An 18,333-nucleotide genomic window follows, 5' to 3' on the forward strand; every position below is an offset into this window, starting at 1 on the left:
CCCCGCCCTAGACTCGGCCCAACCTCATTTTCAGGTAAGCCACCATGTCCGAGACGCTGCTCAGTTCCCGCAATCTGGCTTTCGAGCTGTACGAAGTCCTCGATGCCGAGGGCCTGACCCGGCGTGAGCGCTTTGCCGAGCACAACCGGGAAACCTTCGACGCTGCCATCGGTACTGCTCGAAGCATCGCCGAGAAGTATTTCGCCCCGCACAACCGCAAAGGCGACGAGAACGAGCCACGCTATGAAGACGGCAAAGCGATTCTTATCCCCGAAGTGAAACCGGCGGTGGATGCCTTTCTCGAGGCCGGCTTCCTCAACGCCGCGCGAAGCTTCGGGGCCGGCGGCATGCAATTGCCGACCTTGCTGTCGCAAGCCTGCTTCGCGCATTTCCAGTCGGCCAACGCTGCGTCGACCTCGTATCCGTTTCTGACCATGGGCGCGGCGAATCTGATCGAGAGCTTCGGCACCGACGAGCAGAAACAGCGCTTCCTGCAACCGATGATCGATGGCCGCTTCTTCGGCACCATGGCCCTGACCGAGCCGCATGCCGGTTCGTCGCTGTCGGATATTCGTACCCGCGCCGAGCTTGCGTCTGACGGCACTTACCGCCTCAAGGGCAACAAGATCTTTATTTCCGGCGGCGATCACCCGCTGTCGGAGAACATCGTGCACATGGTCCTCGCCAAGCTGCCGGACGCGCCACCGGGGGTAAAAGGCATTTCTCTGTTCATCGTGCCTAAGTTTCTGGTCAACGACGACGGCAGTCTCGGCCAGCGCAACGATGTGCTGCTGGCCGGGCTGTTCCACAAGATGGGCTGGCGCGGCACCACGTCCACGGCGCTGAATTTCGGCGATAACGGCGAGTGCATCGGTTATCTGGTAGGCAAGCCGCACCACGGCTTGAGCTACATGTTCCAGATGATGAACGAAGCGCGGATCGGCGTTGGCATGGGCGCGGTGATGCTTGGTTATGCCGGCTATCTGTACTCTCTCGAATACGCCCGCGAACGGCCACAGGGTCGGGTGCCGGACAGCAAGGACCCGACGACGGCGCCGGTGGCGATCATTCAGCACGCCGATGTCAGACGCATGCTGTTGACGCAAAAATCCTACGTCGAGGGGGCATTCGACCTCGGCCTGTATGCGGCGCGGTTGTTCGATGACACCACCACCCTGGAAACCGAAGCCGAGCGCAAACAGGCCCATGAGCTGCTGGACCTGCTGACGCCAATCGTCAAATCCTGGCCGTCGGAGTTTTGCCTGAAGGCCAACGAACTGGCGATCCAGATTCTCGGCGGTCACGGATACACCCGTGAATATCCGGTGGAACAGTATTACCGCGACAACCGCCTGAACCCGATTCACGAAGGCACTCATGGCATCCAGTCGCTGGATTTGCTTGGACGCAAGCTGGCGCAGAACGGTGGGGCGGGGTTGAAACAGTTAATCCGCCTGATCGCTGCCACGGGCGAGCGCTCCACGGCGTACGATTCGTTGACCGCACTGCGCGAACCGCTGGAAAAACTGGTGGCGCGCCTGCAAACCGTGACCCTCGGTTTGTTGACCGATCTGGCGCAAGGCAAGATCAACAGCAGCCTGGCGAATTCGGCGCTGTATCTGAAGGTGTTCGGGCACACGGTGATCGGCTGGCGCTGGCTGGAGCAAGCGATTCGCGCCGAAGAAGGTCTGGCAAAAGGCACTGCGGTGGACGCCGATTTCTATAAGGGCAAGCTGCAGGCGGCGCGGTACTTTCTGACGTGGGAAGTGCCGGGTTGCCAGCATGAGCTGGACTTGCTGGAGGCGCGGGACGATACGTGCCTGGGGATGCAGGATGCGTGGTTCTGATCCGGATTATGCGTAGCGGCTGATTCCGTCTTCGCGGGCAAGCCCGCTCCCACAGGGTTTCGTGGCGCTCACGCACTCAGTGAATCACCACGATACTTGTGGGAGCGGGCTTGCCCGCGAAAGGGCCGGGGCTGACGACACATCAGCTCAGCGTGAACCCACTCATCTGCGCACCAGCGACCGGATCAACCCTGATTGATGGTCTTGGCGATGGTGTCGACCGTGGCGCTGACTTGCTCTTGGTAACGGTCGAGTTCTTCCTGGTGCTGTTTCTTCATTTCGATCTGCTGCGAGCACAGGTTCATTGCCGCCAGCACCAGCAAGCGGTCGCCGATCAGGGTCGGGTATTTGCGCTTGGTGTCTTCCAGCGTGGCCTTGAGCATCATGGCCGCGTCCAGCAGGGTCTGTTCTTCCCCGGCCGGTGCCTTGATCGAATAGTCCTCCCCGAGAATGGAGATGACTTTTACCCCTGCTGTGCCGTGGTTCATGCGCTGACAGGACCGGCGTTGACGCGGTCGACCAGGGCTTGAATGCGTGCGGCAGTGGCACCGTGCTTTTCTTCCTGCTCCATCAGGTTCAGTTGCAGGCTTTCGTTTTCATCCTTGGCCTGGGCCAGTTCCGTGGACAGGGTCTGGTTGGTCTGCGCGAGGGTCTGGTTCTGCTGCACCAGGTCGCTGACGAGCTGTTCCAATTGGCTGAGGGATGCTTCCAACATTTTGATCTTCCAAGCGTTTTTCAAAGGGCGCGTACGATAAAGAAAAGTCACCACAGATGCCAGGGTTAAACCGCTGCAAAGCCTTGATTTTCCTGGCGGCGGACCGTTCCTGCGAGTTTAAAAGACTGTGATCTGCCGATCTGGTTCCTGCACTTCGTCGCTTGGGGGCAGATGCGACAAATACGCACACCACCTCAAGACTTTAGTCGTATGACCGATAAGTCAGCCATACAGCAGCTCAACCCGCATGGATGCGGCCCTTTTCGGTATCCGCCCATGTCCCTTCGCAATATGAATATCGCCCCACGGGCGTTCACCGGTTTCGCCCTGATCGGCGGCCTGATGTTGATTCTCGGCGTGTTCGCCTTGAACCAGATGAGCAAAATTCGCGCGGCCGGCGAAAACATCGCCACCGCCAGCGTGCCATCGATCAAGGCCCTCGACGAATTCACCCAACTGACCCTGCGTCTGCGTGTGTTGTCATATCGCCTGCTGATCAACCGTGAAGCGGACGTGCAGCAGAAAACCATCGAACTGTTCGACATGCGCAACCGCCAGATTACCGATGCGCAACGCGCTTACGAGCCGCTGATCTCCAGCCCCGAGGAACGTGCGGCGTACGATCAGTACGTGCAGTTGCTGGCGCAGTACCGTCAGCTCGAAGAGCGCATGAAAACCTTATCGCGCAACAATCAGGTCGACGAGCTGCGGCAGTTGCTCAATAGCGATTTGCTGACCAACTCTGAAGCGGTGAACACCGCTCTGGCACGTTTGCTGGAGATCAACACCCAGCAAATCGCCGAGACCGACCAAGGCGCCAAGGATCAGTATTCGATGTCGTTCGATCTGGTCGTCACGCTGCTGGTGATCGCCGGCGGTCTGACCATGCTGTTCGCCTGGCTGCTGACCGTGAGCATCACCAAGCCGATTTCGAAAGCACTGGAAGCTGCCGAGACCATCGCCGAGGGCAACCTGACCCAGCCGATCCATGTCGATGGTGAAGATGAAGCCGGACGCCTGCTGGCGGCCATGGCGAAGATGCAATCCAAGCTGCGTGACACCTTGCAGCGTATTTCCGGTTCGGCCACGCAACTGGCGTCCGCCGCCGAAGAATTGAACAGCGTCACCGATGAAAGCGCTCGCGGCCTGACGCAGCAGAACAACGAAATCGAACAGGCCGCCACTGCCGTCAACGAGATGACCAGCGCCGTGGAAGAAGTCGCACGCAATGCGGTCAGCACCTCGGAAGCTTCGAAAAACGCCACCACCTCGGCCGGCGACGGTCGCGATCTGGTACAGGAAACCGTCAGCGCCATCGAACGCATGAGCGCCGACGTGCAGAGCACCGCTTCGCTGATCGGTGATCTGGCCAACGAGTCCCGTGACATCGGCAAAGTCCTTGATGTGATCCGCGGCCTGGCCGACCAGACCAACCTGCTGGCGCTGAACGCGGCGATTGAAGCCGCACGTGCTGGCGAGGCCGGTCGTGGTTTTGCGGTGGTGGCGGACGAAGTGCGTGCCCTGGCCCATCGCACCCAGCAATCGACCAGCGAAATCGAGCGGATGATCGGCAGCATTCAGAGCGGCACCGAACACGCCGTGGATTCGATGCGCAACAGCACCGAGCGCGCCGAGTCGACGCTGAACATCGCCCGTGGCGCCGGGATGTCGCTGGACACCATCAACAGCGCCATCGTCGAGATCAATGAGCGCAACCTGGTGATTGCCAGCGCAGCCGAAGAGCAGGCGCAGGTGGCGCGGGAAGTCGACCGCAACCTGGTCAACATCCGTGACCTGTCGGTGCAATCGGCGACCGGGGCGAATCAGACCAGTGCGGCGAGCAATGAGCTGTCGCGCCTGGCGCTGGACCTGAACAACATGGTTGGGCGGTTCAGCCTGTAACGCACCCATGAGATAGCAGCCGAAACTCCCCTGTGGCGAGGGGATTTATCCCCGTTGGGTGGCGAAGCCGCCCCAAAAACGCGTATGCGATTTCATCTGAAGACCCGCATACATCGGTTTTACGACGGCTGCGCCGTCTAACGGGGATGAATCCCCTCGCCACAGTCATCACTCGCCGCACTTTCAGTGGATGCTGCCGAAAAGCTTTTTGACAGCATCACATTTCAACAGGTTAGAATCGCTGGCACGCAGACTGCATGGTCAGTTTGTGCCCCGTCTTTCCGCTTCTGGAGTACTGCCTTTGAATGCGACGACCATCAACAGCCTGTTCTTGATCGGCGCGTTGCTGGTAGGCGCAAGCATTCTTGTCAGTTCCCTTTCCTCGCGTCTCGGCATTCCGATTCTGGTCATTATTCTCGCGGTCGGCATGGCCGCCGGGGTCGATGGCGGCGGGATCATTTTCGATAATTACCCGACGGCCTATCTGGTCGGCAACCTCGCACTGGCGGTCATCCTCCTCGACGGCGGCTTGCGCACTCGCGTCTCCAGCTTTCGCGTGGCGTTATGGCCGGCGCTGTCGCTGGCCACGGTCGGGGTGTTGATCACCACCGGGCTGACCGGCATGGCCGCCGCGTGGCTGTTCGACCTCAATCTGATTCAGGGCCTGCTGATCGGCGCCATTGTTGGCTCGACCGACGCTGCTGCGGTGTTCTCGCTGCTCGGCGGCAAAGGGCTGAACGAACGGGTCAGCGCCAGTCTGGAAATCGAATCCGGCAGTAACGATCCGATGGCGGTGTTTCTCACCGTCACTTTGATCGACATGCTTGCCAGCGGCCAGACCGGCCTGCACTGGAGCCTGCTCACGCACCTGATCCGCGAATTCGGCATTGGTGGCGTGATCGGTCTGGGCGGCGGCTGGGTGATGCTGCAATTGGTCAACCGCATCAACCTGGCGGCCGGGCTGTATCCGATCCTGATCATCGCTGGCGGCCTGGTGGTGTTCGCGCTGACCAACGCCTTGCACGGCAGTGGCTTCCTCGCTGTTTATCTGTGCGGCCTGGTTATCGGCAACCGCCCGGTGCGTAGCCGCCACGGCATCTTGCACATGCTCGACGGCATGGCGTGGCTGGCGCAGATCGGCATGTTCCTGGTGCTGGGCCTGCTGGTCACGCCGCATGATTTGCTGCCGATCGCCGTGCCTGCCCTCGGTCTGGCGCTGTGGATGATCCTGTTCGCGCGGCCGCTGTCAGTGATGGTCGGTCTGCTGCCATTCAAGGCGTTCCACGGTCGCGAGAAAGCGTTTATTTCCTGGGTCGGCCTGCGCGGCGCGGTGCCGATCATTCTCGCGGTGTTCCCGCTGATGGCCGGTCTGCCGCAGGCGCAGCTGTACTTCAACCTCGCCTTCTTCATTGTGCTGGTGTCGCTGCTGGTGCAGGGCACGAGCCTGCCGTGGGTCGCCAAGCTGCTCAAGGTGACCGTACCGCCGGAGCCCGCGCCGATTTCCCGGGCGGCGCTGGAAGTACACGTGACCAGTGAGTGGGAACTGTTCGTTTACAAGCTCGGCGCGGAGAAATGGTGCATCGGTTCGCCCCTGCGCGAGCTGAAAATGCCCGAAGGCACGCGTATCGCCGCGCTGTTTCGTGGCCAGCAACTGCTCCATCCGTCGGGTAGTACGGTGCTGGAAGTCGATGATTTGCTGTGTGTTATTGGCCACGAACACAACCTGCCAGCCCTCGGCAAACTGTTCAGCCAGGCGCCGCAACGGGGCCTCGATCTGCGCTTCTTCGGTGACTTTGTGCTCGAAGGAGACGCCCAGCTTAAAGCGGTTGCCGCTCTCTACGGCTTGCCGGCTGAAGGCATCGATCCGGACATGACCCTGGGTGCCTTCATTGCGCAGAAAGTCGGTGGTGCCCCCATCGTCGGCGACCAGGTGGAGTGGAACAACACCCACTGGACGGTTGCGGTCATGGACGGGAACAAGATCGGCAAAGTGGGCGTCAGATTCCCCGAAGGAAGTCGCCCGGGCCCCGGACTCTTCCTCTAAACTGCCTCCACTCTCACTTGCTTGACCGGTCTCTATGCCTACCCTGCGCTCCTTTTTCGCCGCGGCCCTGCTGGGCCTGAGTCTTACTGTCGGCCCGCTGTACGCCGCCGAACCACCGTCCAGCGACGCCGTGCAGGCCAGCCTCGACAAGCTGGCCGACAGCAAACTGCCGGATGCCGATAAAAAGGCAATGCAAACCGTCCTGCAGAACACGCTCAATCAGCTGAACAGCGAGCGCGAGTACGAGCAGAAGCTGATCGACCTCAAACAGCAACTGGCGACCGCGCCCAAGCAGACCATCGAAAACACCCGCGAGCTGACACGCCTCAAAGCGACGCCAGTGGTGCCGGTGGCGCAGCGCTTTCCCAAGGAGTCCATCCAGCAGTTGGAGCAGATCCTCACGGATCGTTCGACCCAGCAGAGTGACCTGCAAAAAGCCCTGGCCGAGGCCAACAGCCTGATCATCACGGCGCAGACCCGGCCCGAGCGCGCGCAAGCGGAGATTTCCGCCAGCCAGACGCGCATTCAGCAGATCAACAACATCCTCAAGTCCGGCAAGGACACCGGTAAAACGGTCACCGCCGAACAGCGCGACCAGTTGAATGCCGAGCTGGCCGCCCTCAATGCGCTGATTCCGCTGCGCCGCCAGGAACTGGCCGGCAACACCCAGTTGCAGGATCTGGGCAATGCCCAGCACGACTTGCTCTCGGAGAAATCCGACCGCCTCGATCGCGAGATTCAGGAACTGCAAACGCTGATCAACCAGAAGCGTCTGGCGCAGTCACAGGAAACCGTCACCCAACAATCGATCGAAGCGCAGAAGGCCGGCGGCAGCAGCCTACTGGCGAGTGAGAGCGCCACCAACCTGAAACTGTCGGACTATTTGCTGAAAAGCACGGATCGTCTTAACGAAGTCACTCAGCAGAATCTGCAGACCAAACAGCAACTCGACTCGTTGACCCAGAGCGATTCGGCGCTGGACGAGCAGATCGCCGTGCTCAAGGGCAGCCTGCTGCTGTCGAAAATTCTCTACAAACAGAAACAGGCGTTGCCTCACTTGAAGGTCGACCGCGACCTCGCCGACCAGATTGCCGATATTCGCCTCTATCAGTTCGATGTCAGCCAACAACGCGAGCTGCTGAGCAACCCGGCAACCTATGTCGACAACTTGCTCGCCACGCAGCCACCGGAACAGGTCACCCCGCAATTGCGCAAGAGCCTGCTGGAGCTGGCCAACACCCGCACTGACTTGCTGGAACGACTGAACCGCGAACTGAGCGCGATGCTCAATGAGTCGATCACCCTGCAGCTCAATCAGAAACAACTGCTGAGCACCGCGCAAAGCCTGCGTGCGACCCTCGATGAGCAAATGTTCTGGATCCCCAGCAACAAGCCACTGGACGTTGAGTGGATGCGCGGCGTGCCGGAACGCCTGCAACGACAGGTCAACACCCTGCCATGGGCGTCGAGCCTGAGCGAACTGACCGACGGCCTGACCCAGCGCCCACTGCTGTTCCTGCCGTTGGCATTGCTGATTGGCGCCCTACTCTGGCGGCGTAAAAGTCTGTATGGACGGTTGAACAAGGTTCACCAGGACATCGGCCACTTCAAGCGCGACAGCCAGTGGCATACGCCTCAGGCGATCCTGATCAATATTCTGCTGGCGATGCCGGTGGCACTGGGCCTGGCGCTGTGCGGTCTGGCGTTGCAGATCGACGCACGCGGGCAGAACGCCAATATGGGCGCGGCGCTATTGCAGATGGGCCAGGCCTGGCTGGTGTTCTACACCGCTTACCGGATTCTCGCGCCGGGCGGCGTGGCGGAATTGCACTTCCGCTGGGAGAAACCGCAGGTCGAATTCCTTCAGGGCTGGGTGCGCCGACTGGGCCTGGTGGTCATGGCGCTGGTGGCCGTGGTCGCCGTCGCCGAACTGCAACCGGCGGCACTCGCCGACGACGTCCTCGGCATGCCGGTGGTGCTGACGTGCTACGCGCTGATGGCGTGGCTGCTCAGCCGCCTGCTGATCAGCAGCCCGACGCACCAGAATGCCTCGCTGTTCCGCAAGGCCGTGGGTGTGATGTTCACCCTGCTGCCGATCGCCCTGTTCGTCGCGGTGTGCTTCGGCTACTACTACACCGCGCTGAAACTCAGCGACCGTTTGATCAACACCCTGTACCTTCTGATGTTCTGGCTGGTGATTGAAGCCACCTTCGTTCGCGGCCTGAGCGTGGCCGCGCGGCGTCTGGCTTACCAGCGCGCCCTGGCCAAACGGCAGGCAGCCAAAGAAGCCGGCGACGGCGAAGCGGTGATCGAAGAACCAACCCTGGACATCGAAAAGGTCAACGAACAATCCCTGCGCCTGATCCGCCTGGCCCTGCTCGGCGGGTTCATCGCAGCGCTGTACTGGGTCTGGTCGGACCTGATCTCGGTGTTCTCGTACCTGGACAACATCACCCTCTACGAATACACCAGCGGCACCGGCGCCAACATGAGCATGGTGCCGATCAGCATCGGCGACATGCTCGGCGCGCTGATCATCATCGGTATCACGTTCGCCCTCGCCCGCAACTTGCCGGGTCTGCTCGAAGTGTTCGTGCTGTCCAAGCTCAATCTGGCCCAAGGCAGTGCTTACGCCACAACGACGCTGCTGTCGTACGTGATTGCCGGCGTCGGCTTTGTCACCACACTGTCGACCCTCGGCGTCAGCTGGGACAAGTTGCAGTGGCTGGTCGCGGCACTGTCGGTGGGTCTCGGTTTCGGTATGCAGGAGATCTTCGCCAACTTCATCTCCGGGATCATGATCCTGTTCGAGCGCCCGGTACGGATCGGCGACACCATCACCATCGGCAACCTGTCCGGCACGGTGAGCAAGATCCGCATCCGCGCCACGACCATCACCGATTTCGATCGCAAGGACATCATTGTCCCGAACAAGACGTTCATTACCGGGCAACTGATCAACTGGTCACTGACCGACACCATCACCCGCGTGACGCTGAAACTCGGCGTCGATTACGGCTCGGATCTGGATCTGGTCAAGGAACTGCTGCTCAAAGCCGCCCGCGAAAACCCGCGCGTGCTGAAGGAACCGGAGCCGCACGTGTACTTCCTGAATTTCGGCGAAAGCACCCTCGACCACGAGCTGCGCATGCACGTGCGCGATCTGGGCGACCGTAACCCGGTGCTCGATGAGGTCAACCGCTTCATCAACCGCGAGTTCAAGAAGCAGCACATCAACATTTCGTTCCGGCAGATGGAGGTTTACCTGAAGAACCTCCACGGTCAGGAATACAAGATGGTGCCCGTAGAGCCGGAGAACAAAACCATCGTGCCGATCGTCGACGCGCAGAAACCGTTGTCGGAACCGCCACCGAGCAAACTCGACTAACCGACAAGGTCCCAGCAGAATGCTCGGACATTCTGCTGGAGCCGGCCCGTGAAAGCCCTCGACGAACTGACTTTCGACAACCGCTTCGCCCGTCTGGGCGACGCGTTCTCCGCTCACGTGTTGCCCGAGCCGATCGACAATCCGCGTCTGGTCGTTGCCAGCCCGGCAGCCCTGGCCTTACTGGACCTCGACCCGGCCAGCGCCGAAACCGAAGAATTCGCGCATGTGTTTGGCGGCCACAAGCTGTGGGCCGATGCCGAGCCACGGGCGATGGTTTATTCCGGCCATCAGTTCGGCGGCTATACCCCGCAGTTGGGCGACGGTCGCGGTTTGTTGCTGGGTGAGGTGTACAACAACGCCGGCGAACACTGGGACTTGCACCTCAAGGGCGCCGGGCAGACGCCGTTCTCACGCATGGGCGATGGCCGCGCGGTGCTGCGCTCCTCGATTCGTGAATTCCTTGCCTCCGAAGCGTTGCATGCGCTGAACATTCCTTCTTCCCGCGCCGCCTGCGTGATTGGCTCCGACACCCCGGTCTGGCGTGAAAAGCAGGAGCGCGCGGCGATGGTGCTGCGTCTGGCACCCAGCCATATCCGCTTCGGCCACTTCGAATACTTCTATTACACCAAGCGCTCCGAGCAGCAAAAGCAGCTCGGCGAACACGTACTGGCGATGCATTTTCCTCAATGCCTCGAGCAACCGGAACCGTACCTGGCGATGTTCCGCGAGATTGTCGAGCGCAATGCCGAACTGATCGCCAAGTGGCAGGCCTACGGCTTTTGCCACGGCGTGATGAACACCGACAACATGTCGATCCTCGGCATTACCTTCGACTTCGGCCCGTTCGCCTTCCTTGATGATTTCGACGCGCACTTCATCTGCAACCACTCCGACGATCAGGGCCGCTACTCGTTCAGCAATCAGGTACCGGTCGGTCAATGGAACCTCAGCGCCCTGGCCCAGGCACTGACGCCGTTCATCAGTGTCGATGCCCTGCGTGAAACCCTCGGTTTGTACCTGCCGCTGTTCCAGGCGCACTACCTCGACCTGATGCGCCGCCGCTTCGGCTTCACCACCGCTGAGGACGATGATCAGCAGTTGCTGGAGAACTTGCTGCAACTGATGCAGAACAGCGGCGTCGATTACACGCTGTTCTGGCGCCGACTCGGGGAAGAGCCAGCCGAACAGGCGATCGCGCGGTTGCGCGATGACTTCGTCGATATCAAGGGATTCGATGCCTGGGGCGAGCGTTACGTCGCGCGGGCTTCACGCGACGGCAATGCCGACCAGGAACAACGCCGCGCGCGGATGCACGCGGTCAATCCGCTGTACATCCTGCGCAATTACTTGGCGCAAAAAGCCATCGACGCCGCCGAACAAGGCGATTACTCAGAGGTTCGCCGACTGCACACAGTGTTGAGCAACCCGTTCGAAGAGCAGCCGGGGATGGAAGGTTATGCCGAGCGGCCACCGGAGTGGGGCAAGCATTTAGAGATCAGTTGTTCGTCGTGAATCGATTCAGATAAACACCTCGATCGGTACATTGAAACGCTCAGCCAGCCAGCGGATCTGGCGCAGGTTGAGCTTTCGCTTACCGCTCAAAATCTCCGAAACGACTGATTGAGTACCCACGCCAGGAAGGTCGCTCTGAGTGAGGCCGTGTTCGCGCATCATATAGCCAAGCACTTCTTCGCCGCTCGCTTCAGCCATCGGATGATGGGTGCGATCCCATTCCTCGATCCAGTCACCGATGATGTCCAAAAGGCTCATCAATGGATGCGATTCATCTTCCCCGGTTATTTCGAGAATCTCATCGACCGCCCGCACCAAGACGTCGTAATCCTCTTCGCTCTTCGGCTTGCGAACCAGCGGAGCGACATATTCCCAGTGCTCAGCCACTGTCTTGATCAAAACGCTCATACCTTCGCTTCCTTCCATTTGCCCCGATCATATTCGCGATGATCCAGAACATATTTTATGTACAACCTCTGCGATCGATAACTGACAAAAGCGATCAGTCGCAGCTTGTTGCCGCCCAGGTCAAAGACATGAAACTGGTCCACCTTGTCGACCGCAGGAAATATCGATTTCATCGCCGAGAAGTCCTTGGGACAGCTTCTCTTTGCCCAGTCGAAACCACTGCGCCAGTGCGCTTGCCGTTTGTGGCCATTTTTCCTTGGCCTCTCTGATGGGTTTTTCGCTGAACACATGCATGCAACATCCTTATCGCATTCTGCTATGGAAAGTTAATCGAAGGGTGCGATTATCGCAATGTGCGATAGAGGCAGACAGACCGACGGTGAGTCCGGTAAATCTCAGCCTAGGTCTAACCTCGCACCGTGCACGATTGAAAATATGAGCAAACGTCTCAAACTACGTGTTATCAGCTCTCTTCTGGATTTCGCTCATGACAACCCCTCTCCTCATCCCCTGCCCCACCTGCAACGGCCTCAACCGCATCCCCGCCGAGCGTCTCGCTGACCAGCCCAAGTGCGGGCGCTGCAAATCCGCAGTGCTGTTGAGCAAACCCTTTGAACTCACGCAAGGCGACTACGCCAGCCAGATCAAGGGCGATCTGCCGTTGCTGGTGGACGTGTGGGCGGACTGGTGCGGGCCGTGCAAGTCGTTTGCGCCGGTGTTCGAACAGGCGGCGGCACAGTTGGCGGGCAAGTGTCGGCTGGCCAAACTGGACAGCGAGGCGAATCAGCAGTTATCGGCGCAGTTGGGGATTCGCTCGATCCCGAGCCTGATACTGTTTATAAACGGCAAGGAACTGGCACGGCAGAGTGGCGCGTTTCCGTTGCCGCAGTTGCTGGCGTGGCTGCGTAGCCAAGGTATCTGACCACACACAAATCCAATGTAGGAGTGAGCCTGCTCGCGATGAGGCCGTCACATTCAACATTTGCGTTGGATGAAAGGACGCTATCGCGAGCAGGCTCACTCCTACAGGGGGCAGTGTGTATTCGGGGAATCAGTGGTCTTCCAGCAGATTGTGCAATTCCACAAACTGCTGCGTCAGCTTGTGCCGTGGATCGAGGTGGATCAGCGGCATGCTCGCCTGGTGGGATTCGCGCATGCGCACCGAGCTGCTCAGGTACACCGGCAACACTGGCAGCCCTTCGGCAATCAGTTCATCCAGCATCTGCTGCGGCAAGCTGGCGCGGGCCTGAAACTGGTTGACCACAATGCCTTCCACCTCCAGACCTTCGTTGTGGTCGTCCTTCAACTCTTCGATTTCAGCGATCAGGCCGTACAGCGCCTGACGCGAGAAACTGTCGCAATCGAAGGGAATCAACACCCGATCCGCCGCGATCAGTGCCGATACCCCGTAAAAATTCAGCGCCGGCGGGGTGTCGAGGTAGATGCGGTCGTAGTCTTCGGACAGCTCATCCAGCAACTTGCGCAGCTTGTTGATCTTGTGCTTGGCTTCAAGCTTGGGCTGCAAGTCGGCCAACTCCGCCGTGGCGGTGATAATGTGGAGATTGTCGAACGGGGTTTCGTAGATATCCGCCTGATTCTTTTTTGAGAACGGCCCCGACGACAGGGTCTGCTTGAAGAAGTCGGCGATGCCCATCGGGATGTCGTCACCGGTGAGCCCGGTCAGGTATTGAGTGGAGTTGGCCTGGGCGTCCAGATCCACCAACAACGTGCGATAACCCTCGCTGGCGCTGACCGCGGCCAGGTTGCAGGCGATGCTGGATTTGCCTACGCCACCTTTCTGATTGAACACCACGCGCCGCATGACCAAACCTCCGTGTATCAAAGAATGACCGAGTGTAGATGCGGGCGACCTCGCTTCGCTACCTCCACGGACAGGGACTACGCCTTGAGGTGTAAATGTCGACATCCGGGCGTGGAGAAAACCGCGTGAGAATACAGAGACACCTGACAGACAGGCCGCGGAGATTCTGGATAATGGCCAAGTGACAGTTATCCAGCGAACCGCTCAGTACATTTTGTTGGGCAAAATGTAACCAGCATTTGCTAGACACCCGTCGCACCGGGATAATGCGCGCCACCCGGCGCTAAGCGCCAAGCCAAGCCTGCTGCGGCGCTGGCGATCCAACGCGTCAACGAAAGCCCGCAGGGGCGGGATGAATGTCCGTGATCAACTTCAACATCGCCCAATGGCGCGCATGGGCCCCGGGGCTCGACAGCGTGGACGCCTGGCAGGCCTGGAGCCGGCAACCGGTGGTGCTGCAGAGCAGCGATGCCGCGCCCGATGTGTCGTTTCTGCCGGCCATGCAACGCCGTCGCCTCAGCCGTCTGGCGCGGATGGCTTTCAGCGTTGGCTGGCCACTGGCCGAGGGACGCGACAACCTGCCATTGGTGTTCGTTTCGCGGCACGGCGAAACGCCGCGCACATTCGACATCCTCAGTGATCTGGCAACCGACCAGCCGCTGTCCCCGACCCAGTTCAGCCTTTCGGTGCACAACGCGATCATCGGCCTGTGGTCGATCATGCGTGGCGAAACCAGCGAGATGACCGCCCTTGCCGCCGCCGGCGACGGCCTCGAACACGGCATGCTCGAAGCCGCGGCGTTGCTCGCTGAAGGTGCCCCGGCAGTGTTGCTGATCGTGACCGAAGAACAACCGCCTGAAGCGTACTCGCAGTGGATTGACGATGTGCCGTTCCCCTACGCGCTCGCGCTGCTGATCACTGCCGGTACCGACTGGCGGCTGACGCTGAACAGCAGCACAAAAATCCAGTCAAAGGCGCACTGGCCGCACGCGCTCAACCTGCTGCGCACCCTGCTCGGCCAGCAAACCCATTGCCAACATGCCTGGAAAAATCGTGTATGGACCTGGCAACGCAACCCGTGACCGAGAAGAACCGCGACGCCTATTACTGGCGCCTGCTTGCCACCGCGGCGAGCTTCGCCCTGTTCGGGCTTGGCGGCCTGTGCCTGCGTCTGCTGGTGTTTCCTCTGCTTGCCTGCCTGCCGGGCGATGCCTTGGTGCATCGGCGGCGCGCGCGGCAGACGGTCAGTCGGCTGTTCTGGTTTTTCGTGCGGTTCATGGCCCGCACTGGCGTGCTGACCTATGACATCCAAGGCGCCGAACGCCTCGGCCGCCCCGGGCAGATGATTATCGCCAACCACCCTTCGTTGATCGACGTGGTGTTCCTGATCGGTCTGGTGCGCCAGGCCAATTGCGTGGTGAAGAAAAGCCTGTGGGAGAACCCTTTCACCCGCGGCCCCCTGCGGCGCACCGAATACATCAGCAATGACGGCAGCATGGACATGCTCGATGCCGCCGCCGAGTCACTGCACAACGGTCAGACCCTGATCATCTTCCCCGAAGGCACCCGCACCCAGCCCGGGCAGGCACCGGCCTTTCATCGGGGCGCCGCTTCGATTGCCCTGCGCGGTGCGAAAATCGTCACTCCGGTGATCATCAAGGTCAACCCGACCACCCTGACCAAAGCCGAACCCTGGTATCGCATTCCCCGCCGCCGCGTGCACTTCAGTTTTCGCGTCGGGGCCGATATAGACCCACAGACCTTCGCCGCGCAGGGGCCGGCACCGCAGGCCTCGCGCAAGCTCAACGACTATTTGCATGACTATTTCATTAAGGAGCTCGCCGAAGATGAGCGAACTGAACACCGCTAGCCTGGTGCGTGACATCAAACTGCTGATCATCGACGCCCTCGGCCTCGAAGACGTTGGCCCCGACGACATCGGTGACGAGCAGACGCTGTTTGGCGAAGGCCTGGGTCTGGACTCGGTCGACGCGCTGGAACTGGGTCTGGCGATCCAGAAAAAATACGGCATCAAGATCGACGCCGATGCCAAAGACACCCGTAACCACTTCACCAACGTGGCGAGCCTTGCGGCGTTCGTCACGGCCAAACAGGCAGCTTGAGACCGGACCATGCAAACTCGTGACGATATCTTCAACACCCTGCGCGATGCCCTGGTCGAACTGTTCGAACTGGATCCGGGCCGGGTCAGCATGGATGCCAACCTGTATCAGGATCTGGAAATCGACAGCATCGACGCGGTCGATCTGATCGATCACATCAAACGTCAGACCGGCAAGAAAATCGCCGCCGAGGAGTTCAAGTCGGTGCGCACCGTCGGTGACGTGGTCGAGGCGGTGTTCCGTCTGGTTCAACCGGCCACATGAGCCGACTGATCGGCCTGGGCCTGCTGCTGGCCGGTCTGCTGTACCCCTTTGCGGTGTATTTCGGTATGGAGCACTTCTCGCCGTGGCAGTTCGGTCTGCTGCTGGGCAGCCTGTGGCTGGCGCGGGCGCTGACCGGCGAGCGCAAACCCGGCAGCCTGTGGATGGCCGGCGCGGCAATCGTGTTCTGCCTGCTGCTGGCGCTGTTCGACAGTCCGCTGTTGTTGCGCTGGTACCCGGTGCTGATCAGCGGGTTCATGCTGGTGCTGTTCAGCCTGAGCCTGAAATACGGCCCGCCGATGGTCGAGCGCCTGGCACGGTTGCGCGAGCCTGAGCTACCGGACATTGCCATTCGCTATACGCGCAAGGTCACGGTGGCCTGGAGCGTGTTTTTCTTTTGCAACGGTTTGTGCGCTGCCCTTCTGACGCTGTGGGCGCCGCTGGACTGGTGGATGTTGTACACCGGCCTGATTTCCTATGGATTGATCGGCCTGATGTTTGCCATTGAATGGCTGATACGACAACGGGTAAGAGGCCGTACATGAACTGGATAAAACTTGAGCAGCTGTTGCTCAAGGCTGTGCCAGCGCGGGCAATCAGCCACGCACCGGCCATCGATCATGCGCAACTGTGCGAGCAGGCATTGAGTGTTGCCGCCGGCCTGCAAGCGCAAGGCGTGAAGCGCCTGGCCGTGCATCTGGAAGATGCCGCCGATCTGGCCGTCGCCCTGCTCGGCGCGTGGCGCGCGGGCGCCAGCGTGTTGCTGCCCGCCGACCTGCAAGCGCAGACACGCCAGCGCTGGTCCGGTGAAGTCGATAGCTGGCTGACCGATCAGCCTGGCGACGCGCACTTGAGCGACTTTCACCAAGCCGGGCTGCCGGGCGCCGAACTGGACCTCGATCAGTGCCGCCTGAGCCTGTGCACCTCCGGCTCCAGCGGCGAACCCAAGCGCATCGACAAAACCCTGCGCCAGCTGGCCAATGAGGTCCAGGCGCTGGAGCAACTCTGGGGCGCAGACCTCGGCCAGGCCTGCATCATCGGCAGTGTCGCCACGCAGCACATCTACGGCTTGCTGTTTCGAGTGCTGTGGCCGTTGTGCGCCGGGCGCTCGTTGGTGCGCCGGCAACTGGCGTTTCCCGAGGATTTGCAGCGTGCCAGCCGCGAATATCCGGCCTTTGCCTGGGTCGCCAGCCCGGCGCTGCTCAAGCGCATGGGCGACAACCTCGACTGGCCGGCCTTGAGCGCCGTGCGCCGGGTGTTTTCCTCCGGCGGAGCGCTGCCGCCAGAGGCCGCGCAGAGCCTGCATCAGCGCCTGCAGCAATGGCCGACGGAAATCCTCGGCAGCTCGGAAACCGGCGGTATTGCCTGGCGTCAGGGCGAGTCTTTGTGGCAGCCATTTGCCGGCGTCGAACTGAGCCAGGACAGCGACGGCGCGCTGCTGGTCGCCTCAGCTTATTTGCCTGCCGGGCATGTCGAGCATACGGCCGACGCCGCCCGCGTCCAGGCCGACGGGCGTTTCGAACTGCTGGGCCGGCTGGACCGCATCGTCAAACTGGAAGAAAAACGCATCTCGCTGCCCATGCTCGAACAAGCCCTGGTTGCCCATGACTGGGTGGCGGAAGCGCGGCTAGGCGTGGTGCAGGAAAACCGCGCCTCGCTCGGCGCTCTGCTGGTGCTCAGCGAATCGGGGCTGTTTGCATTGCGCGAACACGGCCGCCGAGGCCTGACCGAAACCCTGCGCAAGCACCTGAGCCAGCATTGCGAAGCCCTCGCCCTACCGCGGCGCTGGCGCCTGCTGCGCCAGCTGCCCCTGAACAGCCAGGGCAAACTGCCCCAGGCCACCGTCGAAGCGTTGCTGCTCGCCGCCCGGCCGAAAGCCCCCGAAGTGCTGGAGCAAAGCGAAACCGAGGGCGAGTGGAGCCTGCAATTGAGCGTGCCGCCGGACCTGGCCTATTTCAGCGGCCACTTTCCCAAGGCGCCGGTATTACCCGGGGTCGTGCAGGTGGAATGGGCGCTGAACCTGGGCCGGCAATTGCTGAAGCTCGATGGCGCATTTGCCGGCATGGAAGTGTTGAAATTCCAGCAACTGGTGCGCCCCTGCGATGAAATCCAGTTGCACCTGCGCTTCGATCCGGCGCGCGGCAAACTGTATTTCGCTTATCGCAACGACACGGCGACCTGTTCCAGCGGGCGGATTTTGCTAGGAGTTGGCAATGCATAACCTGTGGCGAGGGAGCTTGCTCCCGCTGGGTTGCGAAGCAGCCCCACCCGTTTTTGGCAGCCCATCGAAGGCGAGCGCTTCGCACTCGAG

Annotated in this window: 16 protein-coding genes and 1 pseudogene; 12 read left to right on the forward strand and 5 right to left on the reverse strand. The window is 60.9% G+C overall.

The genetic code is table 11. The features are described 5' to 3' along the window. The first annotated feature begins 44 nt into the window (after window positions 1-44). A complete protein-coding gene (locus tag HU765_RS07575; RefSeq protein ID WP_186619598.1) occupies window positions 45-1,847 on the forward strand; it encodes an acyl-CoA dehydrogenase in 1,803 nt (600 codons plus the stop codon). Between the two features lie 185 nt (window positions 1,848-2,032). Here HU765_RS07575 and HU765_RS07580 read toward each other — a convergent pair whose 3' ends face one another. Together HU765_RS07580 and HU765_RS07585 are read right to left on the reverse strand one after the other, a co-directional pair. After that, window positions 2,033-2,335, reverse strand: a complete 303-nt coding sequence (locus HU765_RS07580) for a cell division protein ZapA (RefSeq protein ID WP_186619599.1) — start codon at window positions 2,333-2,335, stop codon at window positions 2,033-2,035. Then, window positions 2,332-2,562 carry a hypothetical protein gene (locus HU765_RS07585; protein ID WP_007909525.1) on the reverse strand — a complete coding sequence of 77 codons (231 nt, stop codon included), beginning with the start codon at window positions 2,560-2,562 and terminating at the stop codon, window positions 2,332-2,334. Before HU765_RS07585 ends, HU765_RS07580 begins: the two co-directional genes overlap by 4 nt. 276 nt (window positions 2,563-2,838) lie before the next feature. On the opposite strand from HU765_RS07585, the gene HU765_RS07590 reads away from it, so the two are divergent. The 4 genes from HU765_RS07590 to HU765_RS07605 all read left to right on the forward strand — a co-directional run bounded on the left by HU765_RS07590 (window position 2,839) and on the right by HU765_RS07605 (window position 11,408). Further along, the gene (locus tag HU765_RS07590) at window positions 2,839-4,464 is read left to right on the forward strand and encodes a methyl-accepting chemotaxis protein (RefSeq protein ID WP_186619600.1); all 1,626 of its coding nucleotides are present in this window, start codon (window positions 2,839-2,841) and stop codon (window positions 4,462-4,464) included. Between the two features lie 301 nt (window positions 4,465-4,765). Continuing rightward, window positions 4,766-6,508, forward strand: a complete 1,743-nt coding sequence (locus HU765_RS07595; protein WP_186549451.1) for a potassium/proton antiporter — start codon at window positions 4,766-4,768, stop codon at window positions 6,506-6,508. Between the two features lie 34 nt (window positions 6,509-6,542). After that, entirely contained in the window at window positions 6,543-9,896 is a 3,354-nt protein-coding gene (gene mscK / locus HU765_RS07600) for a mechanosensitive channel MscK (RefSeq protein WP_186619601.1), read from the forward strand. Window positions 9,897-9,944: 48 nt separating this feature from the next. Then, the gene (locus tag HU765_RS07605) at window positions 9,945-11,408 is read left to right on the forward strand and encodes a protein adenylyltransferase SelO (protein WP_186619602.1); all 1,464 of its coding nucleotides are present in this window, start codon (window positions 9,945-9,947) and stop codon (window positions 11,406-11,408) included. Between the two features lie 6 nt (window positions 11,409-11,414). Here the strand turns inward: HU765_RS07605 and HU765_RS07610 are convergent, their stop codons facing one another. Together HU765_RS07610 and HU765_RS07615 are read right to left on the reverse strand one after the other, a co-directional pair. After that, complete coding sequence (locus HU765_RS07610; RefSeq protein WP_186619603.1) at window positions 11,415-11,816, reverse strand: transcriptional regulator; 402 nt, start codon at window positions 11,814-11,816, stop codon at window positions 11,415-11,417. Further along, a pseudogene (locus tag HU765_RS07615) lies at window positions 11,813-12,110 on the reverse strand (type II toxin-antitoxin system HigB family toxin). The gene HU765_RS07610 and the pseudogene HU765_RS07615 overlap by 4 nt, the downstream one beginning before the upstream one ends. 193 nt (window positions 12,111-12,303) lie before the next feature. On the opposite strand from HU765_RS07615, the gene trxC reads away from it, so the two are divergent. Next, window positions 12,304-12,738, forward strand: a complete 435-nt coding sequence (gene trxC, locus HU765_RS07620) for a thioredoxin TrxC (RefSeq protein ID WP_186619604.1) — start codon at window positions 12,304-12,306, stop codon at window positions 12,736-12,738. A 129-nt stretch (window positions 12,739-12,867) separates the two neighbouring features. Here trxC and HU765_RS07625 read toward each other — a convergent pair whose 3' ends face one another. Further along, on the reverse strand, window positions 12,868-13,638 hold the full coding sequence (locus tag HU765_RS07625) for a ParA family protein (RefSeq protein WP_186619605.1): 771 nt from the start codon (window positions 13,636-13,638) through the stop codon (window positions 12,868-12,870). A gap of 356 nt (window positions 13,639-13,994) precedes the next feature. Here HU765_RS07625 and HU765_RS07630 point away from each other — a divergent pair, with 356 nt between their 5' ends. The 6 genes from HU765_RS07630 to HU765_RS07655 are packed head-to-tail and all read left to right on the forward strand — an operon-like array spanning window position 13,995 to window position 18,243. Beyond that, window positions 13,995-14,720: a beta-ketoacyl synthase chain length factor gene (locus HU765_RS07630; RefSeq protein WP_186549463.1), complete on the forward strand. Its 726-nt coding sequence runs from the start codon at window positions 13,995-13,997 to the stop codon at window positions 14,718-14,720. Beyond that, complete coding sequence (locus HU765_RS07635) at window positions 14,696-15,508, forward strand: lysophospholipid acyltransferase family protein (protein WP_186619606.1); 813 nt, start codon at window positions 14,696-14,698, stop codon at window positions 15,506-15,508. Before HU765_RS07630 ends, HU765_RS07635 begins: the two co-directional genes overlap by 25 nt. After that, window positions 15,486-15,761, forward strand: a complete 276-nt coding sequence (locus HU765_RS07640) for a phosphopantetheine-binding protein (protein ID WP_186619607.1) — start codon at window positions 15,486-15,488, stop codon at window positions 15,759-15,761. Before HU765_RS07635 ends, HU765_RS07640 begins: the two co-directional genes overlap by 23 nt. A gap of 9 nt (window positions 15,762-15,770) precedes the next feature. After that, window positions 15,771-16,025: an acyl carrier protein gene (locus HU765_RS07645; protein ID WP_186549470.1), complete on the forward strand. Its 255-nt coding sequence runs from the start codon at window positions 15,771-15,773 to the stop codon at window positions 16,023-16,025. After that, window positions 16,022-16,567 carry a hypothetical protein gene (locus tag HU765_RS07650; protein ID WP_186619608.1) on the forward strand — a complete coding sequence of 182 codons (546 nt, stop codon included), beginning with the start codon at window positions 16,022-16,024 and terminating at the stop codon, window positions 16,565-16,567. Before HU765_RS07645 ends, HU765_RS07650 begins: the two co-directional genes overlap by 4 nt. Then, window positions 16,564-18,243 (forward strand): acyl-CoA synthetase family protein, encoded by a 1,680-nt coding sequence (locus HU765_RS07655; protein WP_186619609.1) that lies wholly within the window; start codon window positions 16,564-16,566, stop codon window positions 18,241-18,243. Before HU765_RS07650 ends, HU765_RS07655 begins: the two co-directional genes overlap by 4 nt. Window positions 18,244-18,333: the final 90 nt, after the last annotated feature.

It is taken from the genome of Pseudomonas sp. SWRI81 (genome assembly GCF_014268545.1).
GTDB classification, from domain to species: Bacteria; Pseudomonadota; Gammaproteobacteria; order Pseudomonadales; family Pseudomonadaceae; genus Aquipseudomonas; species Aquipseudomonas hamedanensis.